Below are 16475 nucleotides of genomic sequence, written 5' to 3'. Positions count from 1 at the left end.
CCGCACAGGTTCCTTTAACGACTTTTATTAAACCGCTACTATCCGCAAGAGCAAGACAGCAGATAAACTTTGCCTTTCGTTTATTTAAAGGCACGTCTTTTAAAAGACGCAAAAGTTTTTTGTTATTATCTTCATAAGTGGCTTTTCTGCCGGCAAACCGTGCAGAATAAACTCCGGGTCTTCCTTTTAAGAAATCGACCGCTAAACCAGAATCATCGGCTATGCTGATATGCTTAGTTCTCTTCGCACAAAAAACCGCCTTAGAAATAGCATTTTCCTCAAAAGTGGAACCTTTCTCTTTTATCTCGGGAATGTTAGGAAAATCGGCAAGGTTTAGTATTTCTACAGAGAGGTCCGCAAGCAGTTTTTCTAATTCTTTCTTCTTATCAGGATTACGCGTGGCAACTACCAATTTGCGTCTCATCTCATATTTCCAACCTCAATAACTCCTTTTCTAAAGTAATTAATTCCATAATCCCCTTCTTTGCTAAATCGAGGAAATTTTTCATCTGTTCAAATGTAAAAGGTTCTCTTTCAGCAGTTCCCTGAATTTCAATAAAGTTCCCCCCACCAACCATCGCCACATTCATATCAACTTCTGCGCGAGAATCTTCATCATAGGTCAAATCAAGCAAGAGATTTCCTTCTACAATTCCCACGCTTATCGCAGCCACGTAGTCCTTAATAGGTAAATTGGATAACAGGCCATCTTTGCGCATCTTGAGCAAACAGTCTGCTAAGGCAATAAAACCTCCCGTAATAGAAGCGGTGCGTGTCCCTCCGTCTGCCTGTATCACGTCGCAGTCTATCCAAATGGTCTTTTCTCCCAATTGTTTTAAATCTACAACAGTGCGCAAACATCTACCGATAAGACGTTGAATCTCCTGTGTCCTTCCGCTGGGACCTGAACGTGAGTTTTCTCTCGGCGTCCGGGTGGTACAGGCACGAGGAATCATTCCGTATTCAGCAGTAATCCAGCCAGAACCTGTCCCTTTCAAGAATGGCGGAACCTTATCTTCTAAAGAAGCAGTGCAGATTACTCTTGTTTCTCCCAGCTCAATGAGACAAGAACCTTCTGCGGGCTTAATATAATTACGGCCAATTGTAACTTTCCTAAGATTATCTAACCCTCGATTATTTGCTCTTAGCATAGATATCCCTCCCCTGCGTATCTATTCCCACAATCACAGGAAAATCTTTCACCTCTAACCTGAAAACTGCCTCTGTTCCTAACTCCGCCCAGACAACCAATGTTTTTTTCTTTACAAATTTTGACAAATACGCGCCTGCTCCAGAAGGGGCAAGAAAATATATCGCCTTATATTTTTTAATTGCGGAAATAACTTCTTCAGAGCGCTTCCCTTTTCCAATCATTCCTTTTAAGCCGTTTCTTAAAAGGGTGATTGTGAATTTATCCATTCTTGAACTGGTAGTAGGTCCGCAGGAACCAATTATTTTCCCGGGATACTCAGGGGTAGGTCCACAGTAATAAATTACCTGATCCTTTAAATCAAAAGGTGGCTTCTTTCTTCTTATAATTAAATCACAGAGTTTCTGATGTGCCTGGTCTCTTGCGGTATAAACTACTCCCGTTAATAAAACGTCCTCCCCTACTTTTAATTTCCTGATTTCTTTCTCATCTAAGGGTAGAGTTATTCTTTTCATAATCTTAATTATCACAAGTTTTCAAAACTTAACGAACCCAACAATCAATTATAGGGTTTTAGTTGCCGAACGCGTGGCGTGACAACTAATATTTACTGCCACCGGAAGCCCAGCAATATGCGTCGGGAAAGTTAAAATATTTACGCCTAAACAAGTAGTCTTTCCCCCTAAACCCATCGGTCCGATATCTAATTTATTTATCTCTGCATATAATTCTTCTTCTAATTTCTTTATTTCATTCCTGGTTTCGGATTTCGCCACCCATCTTTGTTGGGTAAGACTCGCTCTAAAGGGGCGGGGATTTCGAATTTCTAAAAGGGTTGCTTCTTTTGCGAGAATTGCTGCTTTTTCAAACGTTCCCCCCATTCCCACGCCCACCACAAAAGGTGGACAAGCATCGGGTCCGGCTTCTTTTACAACTTTAATTATAAACCCCTTAATTTCTTTCAATTTTGCGGTAGGTTCAAACATTTTGATTTGTGATTTATTCTCTGCTCCAAAACCTTTTATGCAAAGCTTAATCTCTAAATTATCTCCTTTGACCATATCCACATAAACAACTGCGGGCGTGTTATCATGGGTGTTTAATCGGGATAAAGGTTCGCAAATAGACTTCCTCAAATAACCTTTCTTATAAGCTTTCCTTACCCCCTCATTTATTGCCTTGATTAAATCTCCTCCACATATCTCTATTTCCTCTCCTATCTTTAGAAAAACAACCACCATCCCTGTATCCTGGCAAATAGGAAATTTTTCTTTCTTTGCTATTTTAGCATTTTCTATCAAAATCTTAAGCAAACCACGGGCTCTCTCACTATCCTCATTTAAATAAGCTTTATTTAAAGCTCTATAGATATCTCTTCGTAAAACAAAATTTGCTTCCAAAGCAAGTTGACAAATAGTATCTTTAATTTCTCCTATATCTATTTTTTTCATATTATAAAAATAATTTTTTATTAATTCGGGTTTTAAAATAGCATAGATATCAGGAAAAATCAAGGTTCCTTTTTATACAGCAACTTATTTACCTTATCCACCAGAGACTTTATCTCATCTTTTTTGCGGACAGAGATAGGCCCTTTCTTATCAAATACTAAGCGCTCGCTCAATTCCCTTTCCAAGCGGTAAAGAGGACCGACAAAATGGTGAGAAATCTTCAAAGAAAATCTAATCATAATCAAAAGAAAAACAAAAACTATGCCTAACAAAGCAAAACTAAAATGGCGCACGAGAGATATTAAGTTGTATCCACTTGATTCTGAAATTGCTGGTTGATAAATCGTAATACTTAAGATAAGAAGGTATAAGGATAAAATTGCTAAAGCAGTGGGTATAGCAACAGAAATACAGACCATCGTAAGCATATTTCTCTGAAAAGAACTTTTAATAAATATTCTTTTTCTTCTTTCCTTCTTCATTATCCACCCCCTTTATTTATAAGCCCAAGTCTGTAGGGGCTCTTCCTAATGAATGAAGTAATTTAATAACTGAAGCAATCCGATCCTCTAAACTTTGTTCCAATCCTGCTCTATCTGGATAAATTTCATAAAATGCCCTATATTGTTCAGGAGTTACATTAATCATTAAAGAATTGGCTCCTGAAAGTAGGCCTAAACGCAAACCATCTGTCTTATCTAAAGTCTCTAAAGCAGTGGTAACCAAAATTCTTGCAGAGGGATTTTTTATTCTCGCTTGGGCAATAATTTCCAAAACCGATTTTAGGGAAGGTTTAGTCCAATTCCCAAGAGGAGTATCCGGATGAGGAATAAAAGGACCAAAAGAAAACATCTCTGGTTTCAATTCAGTGGTTAAATCAATGTTTTTTGCTACATCTTCCGCCTTCTCCTCTGGTAAACCGATTAGAAATCCCGTCATAAGAATATACCCAAAAGTAATAAGTTCTTTGATTAATGCTATACGTTTCTCCAAGATATAACCCGGTCTAAATCTTTCGTAGAGTAAAGGATTGCTTGTTTCAAAACGCAAAAGCACACCCCTAGCTCCCATTCTATAGGCTTCTTTGTAAAGCTCCTCTTCTCTTTCTCCTAAACTTAAGATAATTAAACAAGCGCATTTTTCACGAATTTTCTTAATCATCTCGCATATTTTTTGTGTATCGTACCAAAAGTCTTCTCCTGATTGAAAAACCAGCGCCTTAAAACCTAACCTATTTACTGCATAATCGGCAGTCTCGACTACCTCCTCTATCGTCATCCGATAACGTTTGATTCTATCATTGCTCTTTCGCAGACCGCAGTATAAACAATCGTTACGACAGAAATTGGAAAACTCAATAATTCCATGAACACAACAGGAATTACCCGCATATTTCTGACGGAGAGAATTGGCTCTTTGATATAAGTTCTGCGGTCTTGTGCTTGTTTGAGAATCTATTTCCTGGAGTTTAAAAAATAGTTCTTTCCAAGCATCTAATATAGATAAGGCTTCAACTTCGGAAACTCTCTGGATAGCAAATCCCCCTTGCGCATAAATATAATCGCCAATCTTTAAAGAAAGAAAATCATTCTTGGCATGTTTTATTTCTCCAAAATAATCTACGGTGACTAAGTTATCTACAATGCCCACGACTTTTCCTGGTATAGCGTAACACATCTTATTTTAATACAGGATATTGTTCAATAAACCAATCTGTTAACAAGTTCAATCTATCTTCTATTTCTAAACTCATTTTGTCACCGAGATCGATGGACTTGGGTTGTATGGCTAAGAGATATGTTTTGGCCTGAGTATATTCTTTTAAGAAATCGAAAATCAAACGGGGTGAGAGATTATGAGTAGAGAAAAGATTAGCGGTTTTTATATTTTCTGAATTAAATATATCCAAATCTCCAAAAGCACCTCCAAAATCAACGGCATCTACTATAAGAACTGTATCGGGATTTTCCTGAACAATTTTTCCCAAGAGGTTCTCGGGACTAGAACCTCCATTGTAGACACGCACACTGATTTTCCCTACAAGTCTTTCTGCAAGAACAGAACCAATGGCATCGTCTCCGCGGATAGGGTTTCCTATACCTAAAATAATTACTTTGCCTCTCAAAATACCTTCCAATTTATTTAATATATCCGTGCTCATCCGTTTCTATAATCTGTATTTCTAAGTCTTATGATTTAATTACAGCTTCTCGACGGCACTTAGGACAGAGAATGTGAAAACGGTCGCTTCTTAAGGTGGGCAGTTCTTTATCAGGTAAGCTCTTAATTTCCGCTAATTTTTCTTTAGAAAGATAAAAAAGCATAAGCGAAGTGTTGGAAAATAACATGGTTCCCAGTTTTTTGGCTACCCATATAAGCTGGTCAGAAGGAGCAATAATCTCTTTGCAAAAACTACAACGAACGAGCTCTTTCTCTATACTTTGAAACAACTCCTCTCTTTTTCCAGTAGTGGCTAAATCAAATTCCTTGGAAAGAATAATCCCCTTCTCTGTAAGGCAATTCGCCTGACAATTTCCACAGAATATACAGGTATCCCAGCGCACAGTAAGAATTCTTTTATCGCCTTTGTCCTCTAAAGAAAGTGCACCTGCGGGACAAACCTGAACACAAGCACCACAACCGACGCATTCTTCGTGATGAAATTCAGGCTTTCCCCTAAATCTCTCAAAAGGTGTATGCGGTTTAAAAGGAAATTTTGAAGTATACGGTCCTTTAATTAAGGCCTTAATTGCCTCTTTTATAATTCTTGGTTGTAATAAACTTGGTAATTTCATACTAACTCATAGTTAACAGGCTATAAAAACGGATAAAAGCAAGTGTAACTTCAACTCTTACTATCTTCCTCATATTTATCACAAACACTCTTTTCCCAGGGTTTTACTCCTGATTTATGTGCGCCTTTTGCCAGTGCATGAGCAGAAACAGGGGCAGTAAGTAATAAAAATATGATGCAAAGCAATGCCTTTATACCCGGAGCAGAAAAACCAAATTTCACAAAGACAGCAAAAAGTATACTGCATGTGCCGAGTGTAACGCACTTTGTAGATGTTTGTAGGCGGTTGTACACATCCGGCATTCTTACCAGTCCAATACAGCCAAATAAATCAAAGGCAATGCCTATAATTATAAGTACAAAAACAATTATTTCAATCATCGAATCTCTTACCCTCCAAAAATTTCGCCAGCGCTAAAATGCCGATAAAACTTTGTAAAGCCCAAGCAATGGCAATATCAATATACCAATCTCGCTCTGTATATATCGCCATAATCGCACATACTCCGATAATAAATATTCCTAAGATATCAGTGGCTACTGCCCGATCTGCAGGGGTCGGACCTCTTAATATCCGCACCAAAGAGAGCGTAAAGCAAATAACCAAAAGTAGCGTCAATTTAATAGTAATGGTATCTTTAAGATAAGAAAATATTAAAAATATTGCTACTGATAAAAATAAGATTCCCGCAAACCATCTTATATATTTCGCCATTATAAATTCCCTTCAACTTTACATTTTAAATAAAAACTATTCAAAAATCTCTCCCAGAATATTCTCAAATTTGCCCACAATCATCTGTGAAGTCTTATCTATATCCGTGATTTTGACATCTATCCAATGTATATAAAGCACGCCTTCACTATCATCTATATCCACGCAAAGCGTTCCCGGGGTAAGGGTAATAGAATTAGAAAGCATGGTAAGGGCGGTTTCAGTTTTTAGTTTAGTTTTAACTTTTACTATGCCAGGATTAATGGGCAAACGCGGGTTTAAGACCCGAAAAGCAACATCTAAATTTGCTTTTACACACTCTTTAATGAAAATAAAAATGTAGACTAAAAACCAAAAATATCTCTTGGGCTGAAGCCACTTATGGGGGCTACCCGTAAACATATCTCCCATTAAGAAAGAAACTAAAAAAGCCACTAATAGACCAGTAAGAACATGTTGCCAGTCAAATTTAAAGGACAACATTATCCAGATGATAAAAGAAATAAAAAAGGTAATTAATCTTGAACGCATATTCCTACTTCCCCAAAATCCAGAAAATATAATCCCTGCCAGAGATTAAAACATCTTTCGCCGGTTCAATAATAAATTTAATCAGAGGAGCAAAAAATAAGCCTACCAAAATACAGCTTAAGGCTAAAATCCCCATTGGAAAAAGTAAACTTCTCCCCACTTCTTTAACTCCACTCTTATCTTTAGCGGAACGCAAAAATGCATAAGTTTGTACCTTAAGGAAAGACGCCAGAGTAATCAATGAAACCAAGATGCATACCCCTGCACCAAAAATATTTTTTGCTTCTATGGCAGCAATAATAATAATGAGCTTACTCCAAAAACCACAAAAAGGCGGAATCCCAGCAATTGATAAAGAGGCAATTAAAGATGTAGTAGAGGTAAAAAGCATTTTATGGGCCAAGCCTCCTAACTCCTCAAGTCTGCGACTTCCTGTTGCATATTCCACTGCCCCTGCATTCAAGAAAAGCAAAGACTTAAAAAGGGAGTGATTAAAGAGATGGAATAACCCACCAACAATTCCTAACGGACTACCCAAACCAATCCCAAAAATGACATATCCTATTTGGCTTATAGAGTGATACGCTAAAAGACGTTTAAAATCCCACTGTCCAATGGCTAAAATTACTCCTATACTCATAGAAATTATCCCCAACCACATAAATATGGAAGAAATCTTGGAAGTAATTCCTACTATATTAAATGCTATCCTCACCAAAGCATAAATTCCTAATGTCTTGATGACTACTCCTGAAAGCATCGCAGAAACAGGGGCAGGTGCAGACGGGTGTGCATCGGGAAGCCAAGTGTGAAAAGGAACCAATCCTGCTTTTAAACCAAAACCCATAATAAACAGAGCCAAGGCAAACATTATGATTCTTGAATTTTCGGACAAAGAAAGATAACGCGCAACATCTGCCATGTTTAATGTGGAAGTGCTTCCCCAAATCATAGCGATTGCTAAGAGTATAAACATAGAAGCAATGCTTCCCAATACTAAATATTTAAAAGAAGCCTCTAACTCTTCCGCCTCTACCCCAAAAGCAACCAAGGCATAACTTGCTATAGAAGCAATCTCCAAAAATACAAAAATATTAAAAATATCTCCACTTAAAACTACCCCGTTTAAACCTGTAAGCAAGAGAAAGAACAAACTGTAATAAAAACCTTCGTTGTTAAAGCGTTTCTCAATATAATCCCATGAATACATAATTGCCATTAAACCAATAAAATTAATTACTATAAGCAACAATACACTCAATGCATCCAACTCCAGACATATACCAAACGGCGGTTCCCACCCTCCCATAGGATAAATCTTAGGTCCATTTTTTATCCATAAAGTACTGATAAGAGCATAAACAAAGAGAACCATACCTGCAAGAACTGCCAGATATTTTACATATTTCTCCTTAATCTTCCCTAATATAACGCTTAAAAAAGCGGTTAACAAAGGAACAGCGACAAATACAGGCATAGAAAAACTCCTTATCCTTTCAAACTTCGCATTTTACTAATATCAAAAGTGCCATATTTTTCATAAAGTCTTATTGCCAAAGCTACCATTAAAGCGGTTATACCCAAACCAATAACAATAGAAGTTAGTATCAGTGCCTGGGGAAGAGGATCCACAAAATTAACTGCCGAACCATCCTTTACTAAAATAGGGGCTTCTGATTTAACACGATAACCTAAGAGAATAAAAAATAGATTAATAGCATACTCGGAAATCCCAAAACCTATAATTTTTTTAACAATGTTAGCTTTAGCCAGAATACAATAAATACCAATACCAAACAGCATAAAACATAAAAAATATACTGTCATTGTTTATCTCCCAATTCATTCTTAGTTAATGTGCCAAGTCCTGCCATAGTAAGAAAAATTGCAAATAGTCCTGCCCCCACCTTGAAAAAGATAGCAATATTGGACAAAATTATTCCTCCCGAACTGAAAAGGTCGAATGGTTTCCCTTTCGGAAAAACATTCTTAAAAAAATATCCTCCATACAAACCAATGATTGCAATGCTTAAAAACAAAATGCCTGCTAAAGATTCTATAATAGAGTTAACTTTCTCATTTATTAATTTTCCTGCCTGTTCACGACCAAAAGCAAGTACGAGATGGATAAAAGATAAAGCAATAATAACCCCTCCTGCAAATCCACCACCAGGACTCAAATGCCCATGTAAAAGTATGTACACGCCATAGAGAAAAATTAAACTTACGGTAATACGCGTAATTCTTTTGACAATTAGACTCATTCCTTTTGGTTTCATTTATCAATCCTCTTCTTAACTTTAGTCATCCTCAATACTGAAAGAACACCTAAAACCGAAGCAAAAAGAATAGTAACTTCTCCCAAGGTATCATAACCTCTGAAATCAAGGATAATAGCAGAAACAACATTAACCGCAGAAGTTTTATCCTTTGCCTCGGCAATATAACGCGAACCCATATTCATTAAAGCGGAACCAAACTTGGGCAAATCATTAAGGGCTTTTATCCCAAACCATAAAAATAAGATTAGAAATATCAAGCCAGAAATCAAATATCTAAATTTATTCTTGGGGTATTCTTTTTCAATATTCCTACCAATGGTAGCCCTGATTAAAATAACTAAAACAAGTATTTCTACCACCAACTGGGTTATGGCGAGGTCGGGTGCCTTCAAGAGCAAAAACTGTAAACTTAACCCCATTCCCACCGCTCCTAAAGCAATGACACTGGAAAGCAAATCCTTTATCTCCATAGCGATAATCGCACCGATAATCATCAAAACTAAAACAATATTAAAGACTAACATTTTATTATTTGAAAGTTATCTAATAATAAAGAATCTTGTTTGAACACACATTTAAAATATTGCCTCTCCACTTCACTTTCAGAAAGCAAGTCAAATAATATTTATAATATTTTAAGATGTTTAATTAACTAGCAGAAAGAATAATGTAAGCAAACCCACTAAGCTCCAAGTTACATATAAATCAAGATTTCCTGTATGTAGTTTCCTAAAAAATCCACTTATTACCAAAAAAGTATACCCGATTAAACTTGTTAAAATATATACCAGACGGTCAAGCAGATAATAAAGTAAGAATGATACATTATGGAATAGTTTTTGGAGTAAGTGGAACAAATCCAATCTATCACTTTGCAGAACATAAAATATTCTATTCACCACGGAGCACTCCTGTAATGTTTTATAAAATCCCGATGCAGGAAAAGCCGTACATGCCTTCCCGGAAGTCTCTGCGCCAACAAAAATTTCGTCTTTTCTCAATCCTTTGGTCTTTTCATTAAGGATTAATCCATAGACAAAACCAATAATAATCGCTCCACCAAAAAGAAAAGCAACTACTATACTCTGCCAGTGTCCAAGATAATTTAATTTTCCCGGTATATAAGGAAAAATAAAATAAGTCAGGAACGGTTGCGAGAAAATACCCAAGAAAATACACATAACCGAAAGTAATAATAGCGGCATAACCATTTTAAAAGATGCACCATTAATTTTTTTATCCTCATTACCATTTTTCTTTTCTCCAAGAAATATGGCATGGATAAATTTAATAAAACTCGCCAATGTCAAAGCACTGCCAAACATGGCTGTGATCAGACAGAAGATTACCGCAATCCGTAAACCGTGATCTGTAAATCGTAATTTCTCAAATAACCCTTGATAAATCATCCATTTAGACACAAATCCATTGAAAGGAGGAATACCGGAAATAGATAAAGCAAACACCAATGCTGTTAAAAATGTTAAAGGCATATTCGCTACTAACCCTCCCAATTCATCAAGAGAAAAAGTATTTTTCCTCCGTCCCACATGACCACCAACCAAGAACAAGCCAGTTTTATATACTACATTGTTAATCATATGGAATATGCCTCCCACTACGCCTATAGGCATAGCTGTTCCCACACCGAGAACCATGTAACCTACCTGACTGATGGCATGAAAAGAAAGTAATTTTCTTAAATCGTGCTGGACCAAAGCCGCCATAACTGCAAAAATTATGGTCAAACCCCCGAGAATCATAAGTATAGCCATGGCGGTTTTGTTGAGCAGAAAAAAATCGGTACATATACGCGAAAGTAAATATATTCCTAACAATTTATCTAAGGAAGCGGGAAGAATTGCCATTATCGGAGCAGGAGCTGTTTCCGAAGCCGTTGGAATCCAGCTGTGAAAAGGAATACAACTTGCTTTAGCCAAAGAACCTATAAGTAATAAAACAAAAGATAGCCAAGGAATTATCCCTACTAATACCATTCCTTTCTGGAGAGGCATAAGCGTGTTATGGGTTTGGGTAATATACAAACAAATTCCCAAAAGAAGCAAGAAATCCGCCATGCCCAATATGAAAAATGCTTTCTTAGCCGTTGCTAAACTATCCAGACCTAACAAAGCGTACAACAAAATCAAAATAACTCCCCAGGCAAACAAAAAGGTTAAGAAATCCAAAGCCAATATAACCAGATTGGCAAAACCAATAAGCCAGAGAAAAAAAACAAAATGAAAATTGTGCTTATCCTCAGCACTATATCCTACATAGTAGAACCCTATCAACAAACCGAATAGATTTACAAAAAGAAGTATAATCTTAGCCAAACCAACAACTCCAATAGAAAATGTGAAATCTCCAAGGAGATTTAGATAAATTGGCGAAGGATGTTTAACACACAACAGAACTGAACAGATAAAAACGAATGTCAGGGCTATTAAGAAAAATAAATCTCTTATTTTTTTAGTAGATAATAATAACTGCAAAAAACCTGCACACAACGGAATAAATATCACCAAAGTTAGATGATTAACCATATTCTTAACTTATAAATTGAGTTATAAATCTTACGGGCAAAAATATAAACAATCCAAACAGAAGCGAAAGAATACCCATAAATAACGAAACAAATACCATAATCGAACGTCTATTTTCCTTAATCTCAATTTTTACTTCTCCCGCAAATACTTTATGGTATAAACGCATAAGATACATAAGCGTAAAAATTGCGCCCAAAATTGACAAGAAACCGAAAAATAGATACTCTCTCTTTAATAGAAGAAATACGGTCATAAACTTGGGCCAGAAACCCAAAAATGGTGGGAGCCCAATAATTGAGAAGGCACAGAGTAAATACGCTAAAGAAGTGTAAGGCATAGATTTCAAAAGTCCTCCTAACTCCCTTATATCTTTAGTGCCACTTTTATGTTCAATAATACCCGCACAAAGAAAAAGTCCACCTTTGGCTAAGGAATGAGCAAAAATATACAAAAGACCCACTTCTAAGGAAAAAGAAAATTTTAAGGAAATAACCAAGAGCATATAACCCAGTTGGCTAATGGTAGAATAGGCAAGAATCCTCTTAATATTGTTTTCTCTAAGAGCGCTACCTGCACCTAATAAAATAGTCAAGATACTGATGGTAAGGCAAACCTGTTGAAATAATTGAGGAGTTGATAATGTAAGGTAAAAAATTCTTATAAATGCATACACACCTATTTTTACTAAAACCGCTGCGTGCAAGAGTGCAGTTACCGGTGTAGGAGCAACCCCGGCATCTGGTAACCACGTCTGTAAGGGTAACTGTGCAGATTTGGATAAAATTCCTGCCAGTAATAAAAAAGAAACTACATTAGAGATCTCTTTACCCTTTAAAGCACCCAAACTCAAGGTTCCAAAATAATTATAAATCAAAATAATTCCAGCCAGCATTAAAGAAGCTCCAAAAAAAGTAACTAAAAAAGCGCGGTCTGCTGCTTTGGTATCTTTCTCTTGTCTATAAAAACCAATAAGCCTCCATGAAGAAACTGCGGTTATTTCCCAAAAACAATAAATCAGAAGGAGATGGTAAGAAAAAACTAACCCCATCATTGCTCCCACAAACAAAACTACCCAAAAATAGAATTCTCCTTTTTGCTCATAATGCTTCATATACTCCAAAGCGTATAATACTATAATAAGCGAGACAAAAGAAGAAACCAATGCCATAAAAACACTAACTCCATCAAATACAAAAGACATACTGAACCATTCAAAAAGATGTTTCTCAATAACGACTACCCCTTTATTTAACAATCGAGGGATAAGGTAAAGACAAGAAAGAAAAGTTGCGCTTAATAATCCTATAGCTCCTCCTGCCTTATAACGATTTGGCAAAAAGATGATAAAAAAAGAACCAATTATGGGTACAATTATCGGCAATATAAAATTCATTGTTTTATTTTCAAGAATGCCCGTGCTATTTTATTAATCTGTTGATAAGCTAACGCAGTAAAATCTAACATATTTATAAACATATTTCCCGATAAGGGGCTACAGATGCCTTTTATTAATCTCTGATGATGGTTCTTTTGTAGTGCCTCAAGAAGATGTTCTGTATCTTTTAATCCATCAATAATCTTCTTTAACGAAGAGAGTTCCCTTTTCTCTAAAGCAGTATAAAGTGTCTTCATGGCCTCTTCCGTTCTAAGATACAGTATGTTATAATCACTGACCGCATCTTCGCTAAAAAGTAACTTTTCACTAATTTTTATCTCAAGTCTTTCCAGAATATCCTTACAATAATCCCCAATGACTTCTATATCTTCCACAATCTCAATATAGGATGCTATACACGCCTCTTCTTTTTTACCCAAAGATAAAGATATACTACGACTCATCTCTACTAACTGAGAAGTCAATTGCTTTTCTAAATCGTTTAATTGATTCTCATCTGCTAATATCGTGGAGAACAAATCCAAATTGTGTTCCATAAAAGCACGATGCGTCAATTGCCACATCTCTAAAGTAATTCTTGCCATTTCTACGATTCCTGCATTAATTTTGTCTATTTTCTCTTGCATTTTTATTTATCCTCCTTAAGACTATGAAGAGATTCCTTCAAGAAAACTGTTTTTTCTTGGGACATACGAATTAAATCATACCCATCTAATGTCTTTTCCCCCGTCCCTTTGTTAAATACACCCACCCGCTCGGTACAACAATAACAGGGGTCAACAGCGGCTAAGGTTATGGCGGCATCGGAAATAGTTCCTCCTACAGCAGAAACTTTGTTAGAAGCAACATTCATATAGCTGGGAGCGCGAATTTTATGTCTTGTGGGGCGATTGGTTCCGTCACTTCTTACATAATGAAAACATTCACCGCGAGGGGCTTCAATCCTTCCAATGCCTTCTCCGGGAGGAATTTCCTGCACATCCGCATCAATCTCTCCCTCAGGCATCCTCTCCAGACATTGTCGGATAATTTTTATTGATTCGTATAATTCTCGTATGCGAACCAGCGTCTTAGCATAAACATCTCCATCTTTTTCCAGAATTACTTTCCATTCTATCCTATCGTATGCACCATATGGATTATCTCGTCGTACATCTATATCTATTCCTGAAGCACGAGCTGTAGGACCCACGACACAAAACTCCCTTGCTTGTTCCTTCTTTAAAACCCCTACATTTTTTAACCTTGCCTTAATTACTGGGTCATCATTAACCGCTCCATAAAACATATCGGTAGCACGTGACAATTCATCGAGCATCTTTTTTAAAGGTGGAACGTGTTCCTCAAGAATATCTCTTCTAACCCCTCCTATCTTCATCATCGCATAATGATTTCTGTTTCCCGTAATCATCTCAAAAGAGTCTAAGATTGGTTCCCGATATTTCCATCCCCACATCCAGATGGTATTATATCCTATAAAGTGTCCAGCAAGACCAAGCCAGAGTAAATGGCTGTGAAGTCTCTCCATCTCAGCGACGATTGTACGGATATACAGTGCTCTTTCGGGAACTTTTATCTTTGCTAAATCTTCTACTGCATTAACATACGCAAAAGGATGGCTTGTAGAACATATTCCGCAAATACGCTCGACGAGATAAGCAACTTGGTCAAAATGTTTATGTTCAGAAAGTTCTTCAACTCCACGATGCATATAACCAAGAACAATATCAATATCTACCACCCGCTCCCCTTCTACATAGAGACGGAAAAACTCTGGCTCTTCCTGTAAAGGGTGATACGGGCCAATAGGAATAATTACTTTATGTGCCATATTTTAATACATCAATGTGTAAATAGGGAAAATCATAACTCTTACCTACTGCCTACTTTTTCTCAATGGATATTTTCCTTCTGGCCAATCTTCTATTAAAAGTAAATGTTTCAAATTAGGATGGCCTTTAAAATTTATGCCCAAGAGTTCCCACATTTCGCGTTCAATCCACTCCGCCCCTCTAATTATGGAAGTTATAGAATCAATCTCTGGTTTTTCTCTATCTCCAAGTAAAACCTTTATCGAGAATATCTCTCCTGTATTATCAGAACTAAAGTGGTAGATAATCTCTATCCCTTCAACTGTATCAATTCCCGTAGCAGTAGAAAATCTTAAATTTAATTCTTCAAAAATAAATTTTACTGTTTCAAGAATATCCTGGGACTTTATAGAAAAATAGACTCTTTTCTCTGAATGCCTGTACCAGTTAATTATTTTATCCTTTAGTCTTTCTTTAATTTTCTCTTCTATCATCGTTTCTCCCCAATATACTATCTACCACCTACTTTTTTGGTCAATTTCACTATACCCGCAATTATCGCTTCGGGCTTAGGAGGACAACCAGGGATATAAACATCTACTGGAAATATCTCATCTAAAGCGCAAGGACTATTATATGATTCTTTAAACATTATCCTTCCGCAAGCACAGCTTCCCACTGCTACTACTAAGCATGGTTTGGGGACTTGAGAATAAAGTTTTTTTATCCTTTCCGCCGTCTTATGATTAGGAACTCCAGTAACTAATAAAACATCCGCGTGCCTTACACTCCCTACTAAAACCATACCGAATCGCTCTACATCATGCCGAGGAGTTAAAGCATCAAGAATTTCAATATCACAATTATTACAGGGAGAACACGCCGCATGAAAAACCCACAGAGATTTAGTCAGCGCTTTTAGTTTAAGACTCATTTATATGTTGATTAGATAATTAGATAAACAGTTAATTAGATTTTCTTCTTTTGTTTATTAGTGATAAAAGCGTTTAACTGAGGAGCTAAGTTATTTACAATATCCATCAATTCTTCAAATTTCTGTTGTTTAACCAATTTTCTTTCTAATGCCCTATTCAGCCACCTTTTTGCTTCCCATAAAGAACCACGTGCAATATACAAAAATTAAGTTGCTCTTTTAAATGAAATCTACCCTGAGATTCAATTATATTGGCTCCTATAGAATAGAATCTGTTGTATCGGCCAATTGCCTTCCTAAGGTAATTTTAGCAAAATATTCCCATTTAATTACTTCTTCCCATATTTTATCTGCTAAATCGTCTGCTAATTGGAGAATTCTCAACTCTCCTGCTTGTTTAAACATTTCTTTCTTACCTAATTAACTAATCAACTACTACATACTACAGTCCGAGTAAAGATAATATTAAAGATACTACTGCAAGGACTGTCATTGGCCCCCAGAAAAACTTTAACGCCTGGTCAATTCTTAAACGGGGATTTGTATTCTTTATTAAAATTATAAGCAGAAGAATAAAAAGATATTTAATCAATATAGCCACAAAACTCAAATTGCTACTAAAGAAAAGAATAATCAACCAAAGAGGCATTATATAGAGAAGCATCATTTTGGTCAATTTAAAAATCCCCAGAAGTAAGCCTGAGTATTCAATCAAAACTCCTCCTCCTCCGTAATTCGCATTGTTGGCACTATTCGAAGATAACATGTTATCCGTCAAATCAAATAATGACGTCTCCCCTCCGATATTCACTGCCATCCCCCCTCCTCCCCCTCCACTGTTCCCAGCGAACATCGAATCTTC

24 protein-coding genes are annotated in these 16475 nt (G+C 36.5%); all 24 read right to left on the bottom strand.

Annotated elements, in window-relative coordinates; all coding sequences use genetic code 11:
• On the bottom strand, positions 1–424 hold a 424-nt coding region (locus tag NC818_00530; GenBank protein MCM8783256.1), incomplete at its 3' end, for a non-canonical purine NTP pyrophosphatase.
• Position 425: 1 nt separating this feature from the next.
• Positions 426–1151, bottom strand: coding sequence for a ribonuclease PH (gene rph, locus NC818_00525; protein MCM8783255.1), 726 nt, complete (start codon positions 1149–1151; stop codon positions 426–428).
• Entirely contained in the window at positions 1135–1668 is a 534-nt protein-coding gene (locus tag NC818_00520; GenBank protein ID MCM8783254.1) for a FumA C-terminus/TtdB family hydratase beta subunit, read from the bottom strand. Before NC818_00520 ends, rph begins: the two co-directional genes overlap by 17 nt.
• A gap of 45 nt (positions 1669–1713) precedes the next feature.
• Positions 1714–2601 carry a fumarate hydratase gene (locus NC818_00515; GenBank protein MCM8783253.1) on the bottom strand — a complete coding sequence of 296 codons (888 nt, stop codon included), beginning with the start codon at positions 2599–2601 and terminating at the stop codon, positions 1714–1716.
• Between the two features lie 59 nt (positions 2602–2660).
• The gene (locus NC818_00510) at positions 2661–3083 is read right to left on the bottom strand and encodes a hypothetical protein (protein MCM8783252.1); all 423 of its coding nucleotides are present in this window, start codon (positions 3081–3083) and stop codon (positions 2661–2663) included.
• A gap of 16 nt (positions 3084–3099) precedes the next feature.
• Positions 3100–4278, bottom strand: coding sequence for a HypC/HybG/HupF family hydrogenase formation chaperone (locus tag NC818_00505; GenBank protein ID MCM8783251.1), 1179 nt, complete (start codon positions 4276–4278; stop codon positions 3100–3102).
• Position 4279: 1 nt separating this feature from the next.
• Complete coding sequence (locus NC818_00500) at positions 4280–4762, bottom strand: hydrogenase 3 maturation endopeptidase HyCI (protein ID MCM8783250.1); 483 nt, start codon at positions 4760–4762, stop codon at positions 4280–4282.
• Positions 4763–4790: 28 nt separating this feature from the next.
• Positions 4791–5396 carry a 4Fe-4S dicluster domain-containing protein gene (locus tag NC818_00495; protein MCM8783249.1) on the bottom strand — a complete coding sequence of 202 codons (606 nt, stop codon included), beginning with the start codon at positions 5394–5396 and terminating at the stop codon, positions 4791–4793.
• Between the two features lie 50 nt (positions 5397–5446).
• Positions 5447–5776 (bottom strand): monovalent cation/H(+) antiporter subunit G, encoded by a 330-nt coding sequence (gene mnhG, locus NC818_00490; protein MCM8783248.1) that lies wholly within the window; start codon positions 5774–5776, stop codon positions 5447–5449.
• A complete protein-coding gene (locus NC818_00485) occupies positions 5769–6110 on the bottom strand; it encodes a monovalent cation/H+ antiporter complex subunit F (protein ID MCM8783247.1) in 342 nt (113 codons plus the stop codon). Before NC818_00485 ends, mnhG begins: the two co-directional genes overlap by 8 nt.
• Positions 6111–6146: 36 nt before the next feature.
• Positions 6147–6641 carry a Na+/H+ antiporter subunit E gene (locus NC818_00480; GenBank protein ID MCM8783246.1) on the bottom strand — a complete coding sequence of 165 codons (495 nt, stop codon included), beginning with the start codon at positions 6639–6641 and terminating at the stop codon, positions 6147–6149.
• Between the two features lie 4 nt (positions 6642–6645).
• The gene (locus NC818_00475) at positions 6646–8118 is read right to left on the bottom strand and encodes a monovalent cation/H+ antiporter subunit D family protein (protein MCM8783245.1); all 1473 of its coding nucleotides are present in this window, start codon (positions 8116–8118) and stop codon (positions 6646–6648) included.
• Positions 8119–8129: 11 nt separating this feature from the next.
• Positions 8130–8468 (bottom strand): sodium:proton antiporter, encoded by a 339-nt coding sequence (locus tag NC818_00470; GenBank protein ID MCM8783244.1) that lies wholly within the window; start codon positions 8466–8468, stop codon positions 8130–8132.
• Positions 8465–8920, bottom strand: coding sequence for a hypothetical protein (locus NC818_00465; GenBank protein ID MCM8783243.1), 456 nt, complete (start codon positions 8918–8920; stop codon positions 8465–8467). The genes NC818_00470 and NC818_00465 overlap by 4 nt, the downstream gene beginning before the upstream one ends.
• The gene (locus NC818_00460; protein MCM8783242.1) at positions 8917–9447 is read right to left on the bottom strand and encodes a DUF4040 domain-containing protein; all 531 of its coding nucleotides are present in this window, start codon (positions 9445–9447) and stop codon (positions 8917–8919) included. Before NC818_00460 ends, NC818_00465 begins: the two co-directional genes overlap by 4 nt.
• Before the next feature lie 120 nt (positions 9448–9567).
• The gene (locus NC818_00455) at positions 9568–11469 is read right to left on the bottom strand and encodes a hypothetical protein (protein ID MCM8783241.1); all 1902 of its coding nucleotides are present in this window, start codon (positions 11467–11469) and stop codon (positions 9568–9570) included.
• Positions 11470–11473: 4 nt separating this feature from the next.
• Positions 11474–12865 (bottom strand): NADH-quinone oxidoreductase subunit L, encoded by a 1392-nt coding sequence (locus NC818_00450; protein ID MCM8783240.1) that lies wholly within the window; start codon positions 12863–12865, stop codon positions 11474–11476.
• On the bottom strand, positions 12862–13494 hold the full coding sequence (locus tag NC818_00445) for a hypothetical protein (protein ID MCM8783239.1): 633 nt from the start codon (positions 13492–13494) through the stop codon (positions 12862–12864). Before NC818_00445 ends, NC818_00450 begins: the two co-directional genes overlap by 4 nt.
• Positions 13495–13496: 2 nt before the next feature.
• Complete coding sequence (locus tag NC818_00440) at positions 13497–14699, bottom strand: nickel-dependent hydrogenase large subunit (GenBank protein ID MCM8783238.1); 1203 nt, start codon at positions 14697–14699, stop codon at positions 13497–13499.
• A gap of 45 nt (positions 14700–14744) precedes the next feature.
• On the bottom strand, positions 14745–15173 hold the full coding sequence (locus NC818_00435; GenBank protein ID MCM8783237.1) for an NADH-quinone oxidoreductase subunit C: 429 nt from the start codon (positions 15171–15173) through the stop codon (positions 14745–14747).
• Between the two features lie 17 nt (positions 15174–15190).
• Positions 15191–15613: an NADH-quinone oxidoreductase subunit NuoB gene (nuoB, locus tag NC818_00430; protein ID MCM8783236.1), complete on the bottom strand. Its 423-nt coding sequence runs from the start codon at positions 15611–15613 to the stop codon at positions 15191–15193.
• Between the two features lie 35 nt (positions 15614–15648).
• The gene (locus tag NC818_00425; GenBank protein MCM8783235.1) at positions 15649–15816 is read right to left on the bottom strand and encodes a four helix bundle protein; all 168 of its coding nucleotides are present in this window, start codon (positions 15814–15816) and stop codon (positions 15649–15651) included.
• A gap of 55 nt (positions 15817–15871) precedes the next feature.
• Entirely contained in the window at positions 15872–16018 is a 147-nt protein-coding gene (locus NC818_00420) for a hypothetical protein (protein MCM8783234.1), read from the bottom strand.
• Between the two features lie 37 nt (positions 16019–16055).
• A partial coding sequence (locus NC818_00415) for an NADH-quinone oxidoreductase subunit H (GenBank protein MCM8783233.1) occupies positions 16056–16475 on the bottom strand: 420 nt, incomplete at its 5' end.

This window comes from Candidatus Omnitrophota bacterium (assembly GCA_023819145.1).
Lineage (GTDB): Bacteria > Omnitrophota > Gorgyraeia > DTHP01 > DTHP01 > JBFWKV01.
This window is presented reverse-complemented; position numbering and strand designations above follow the sequence as displayed.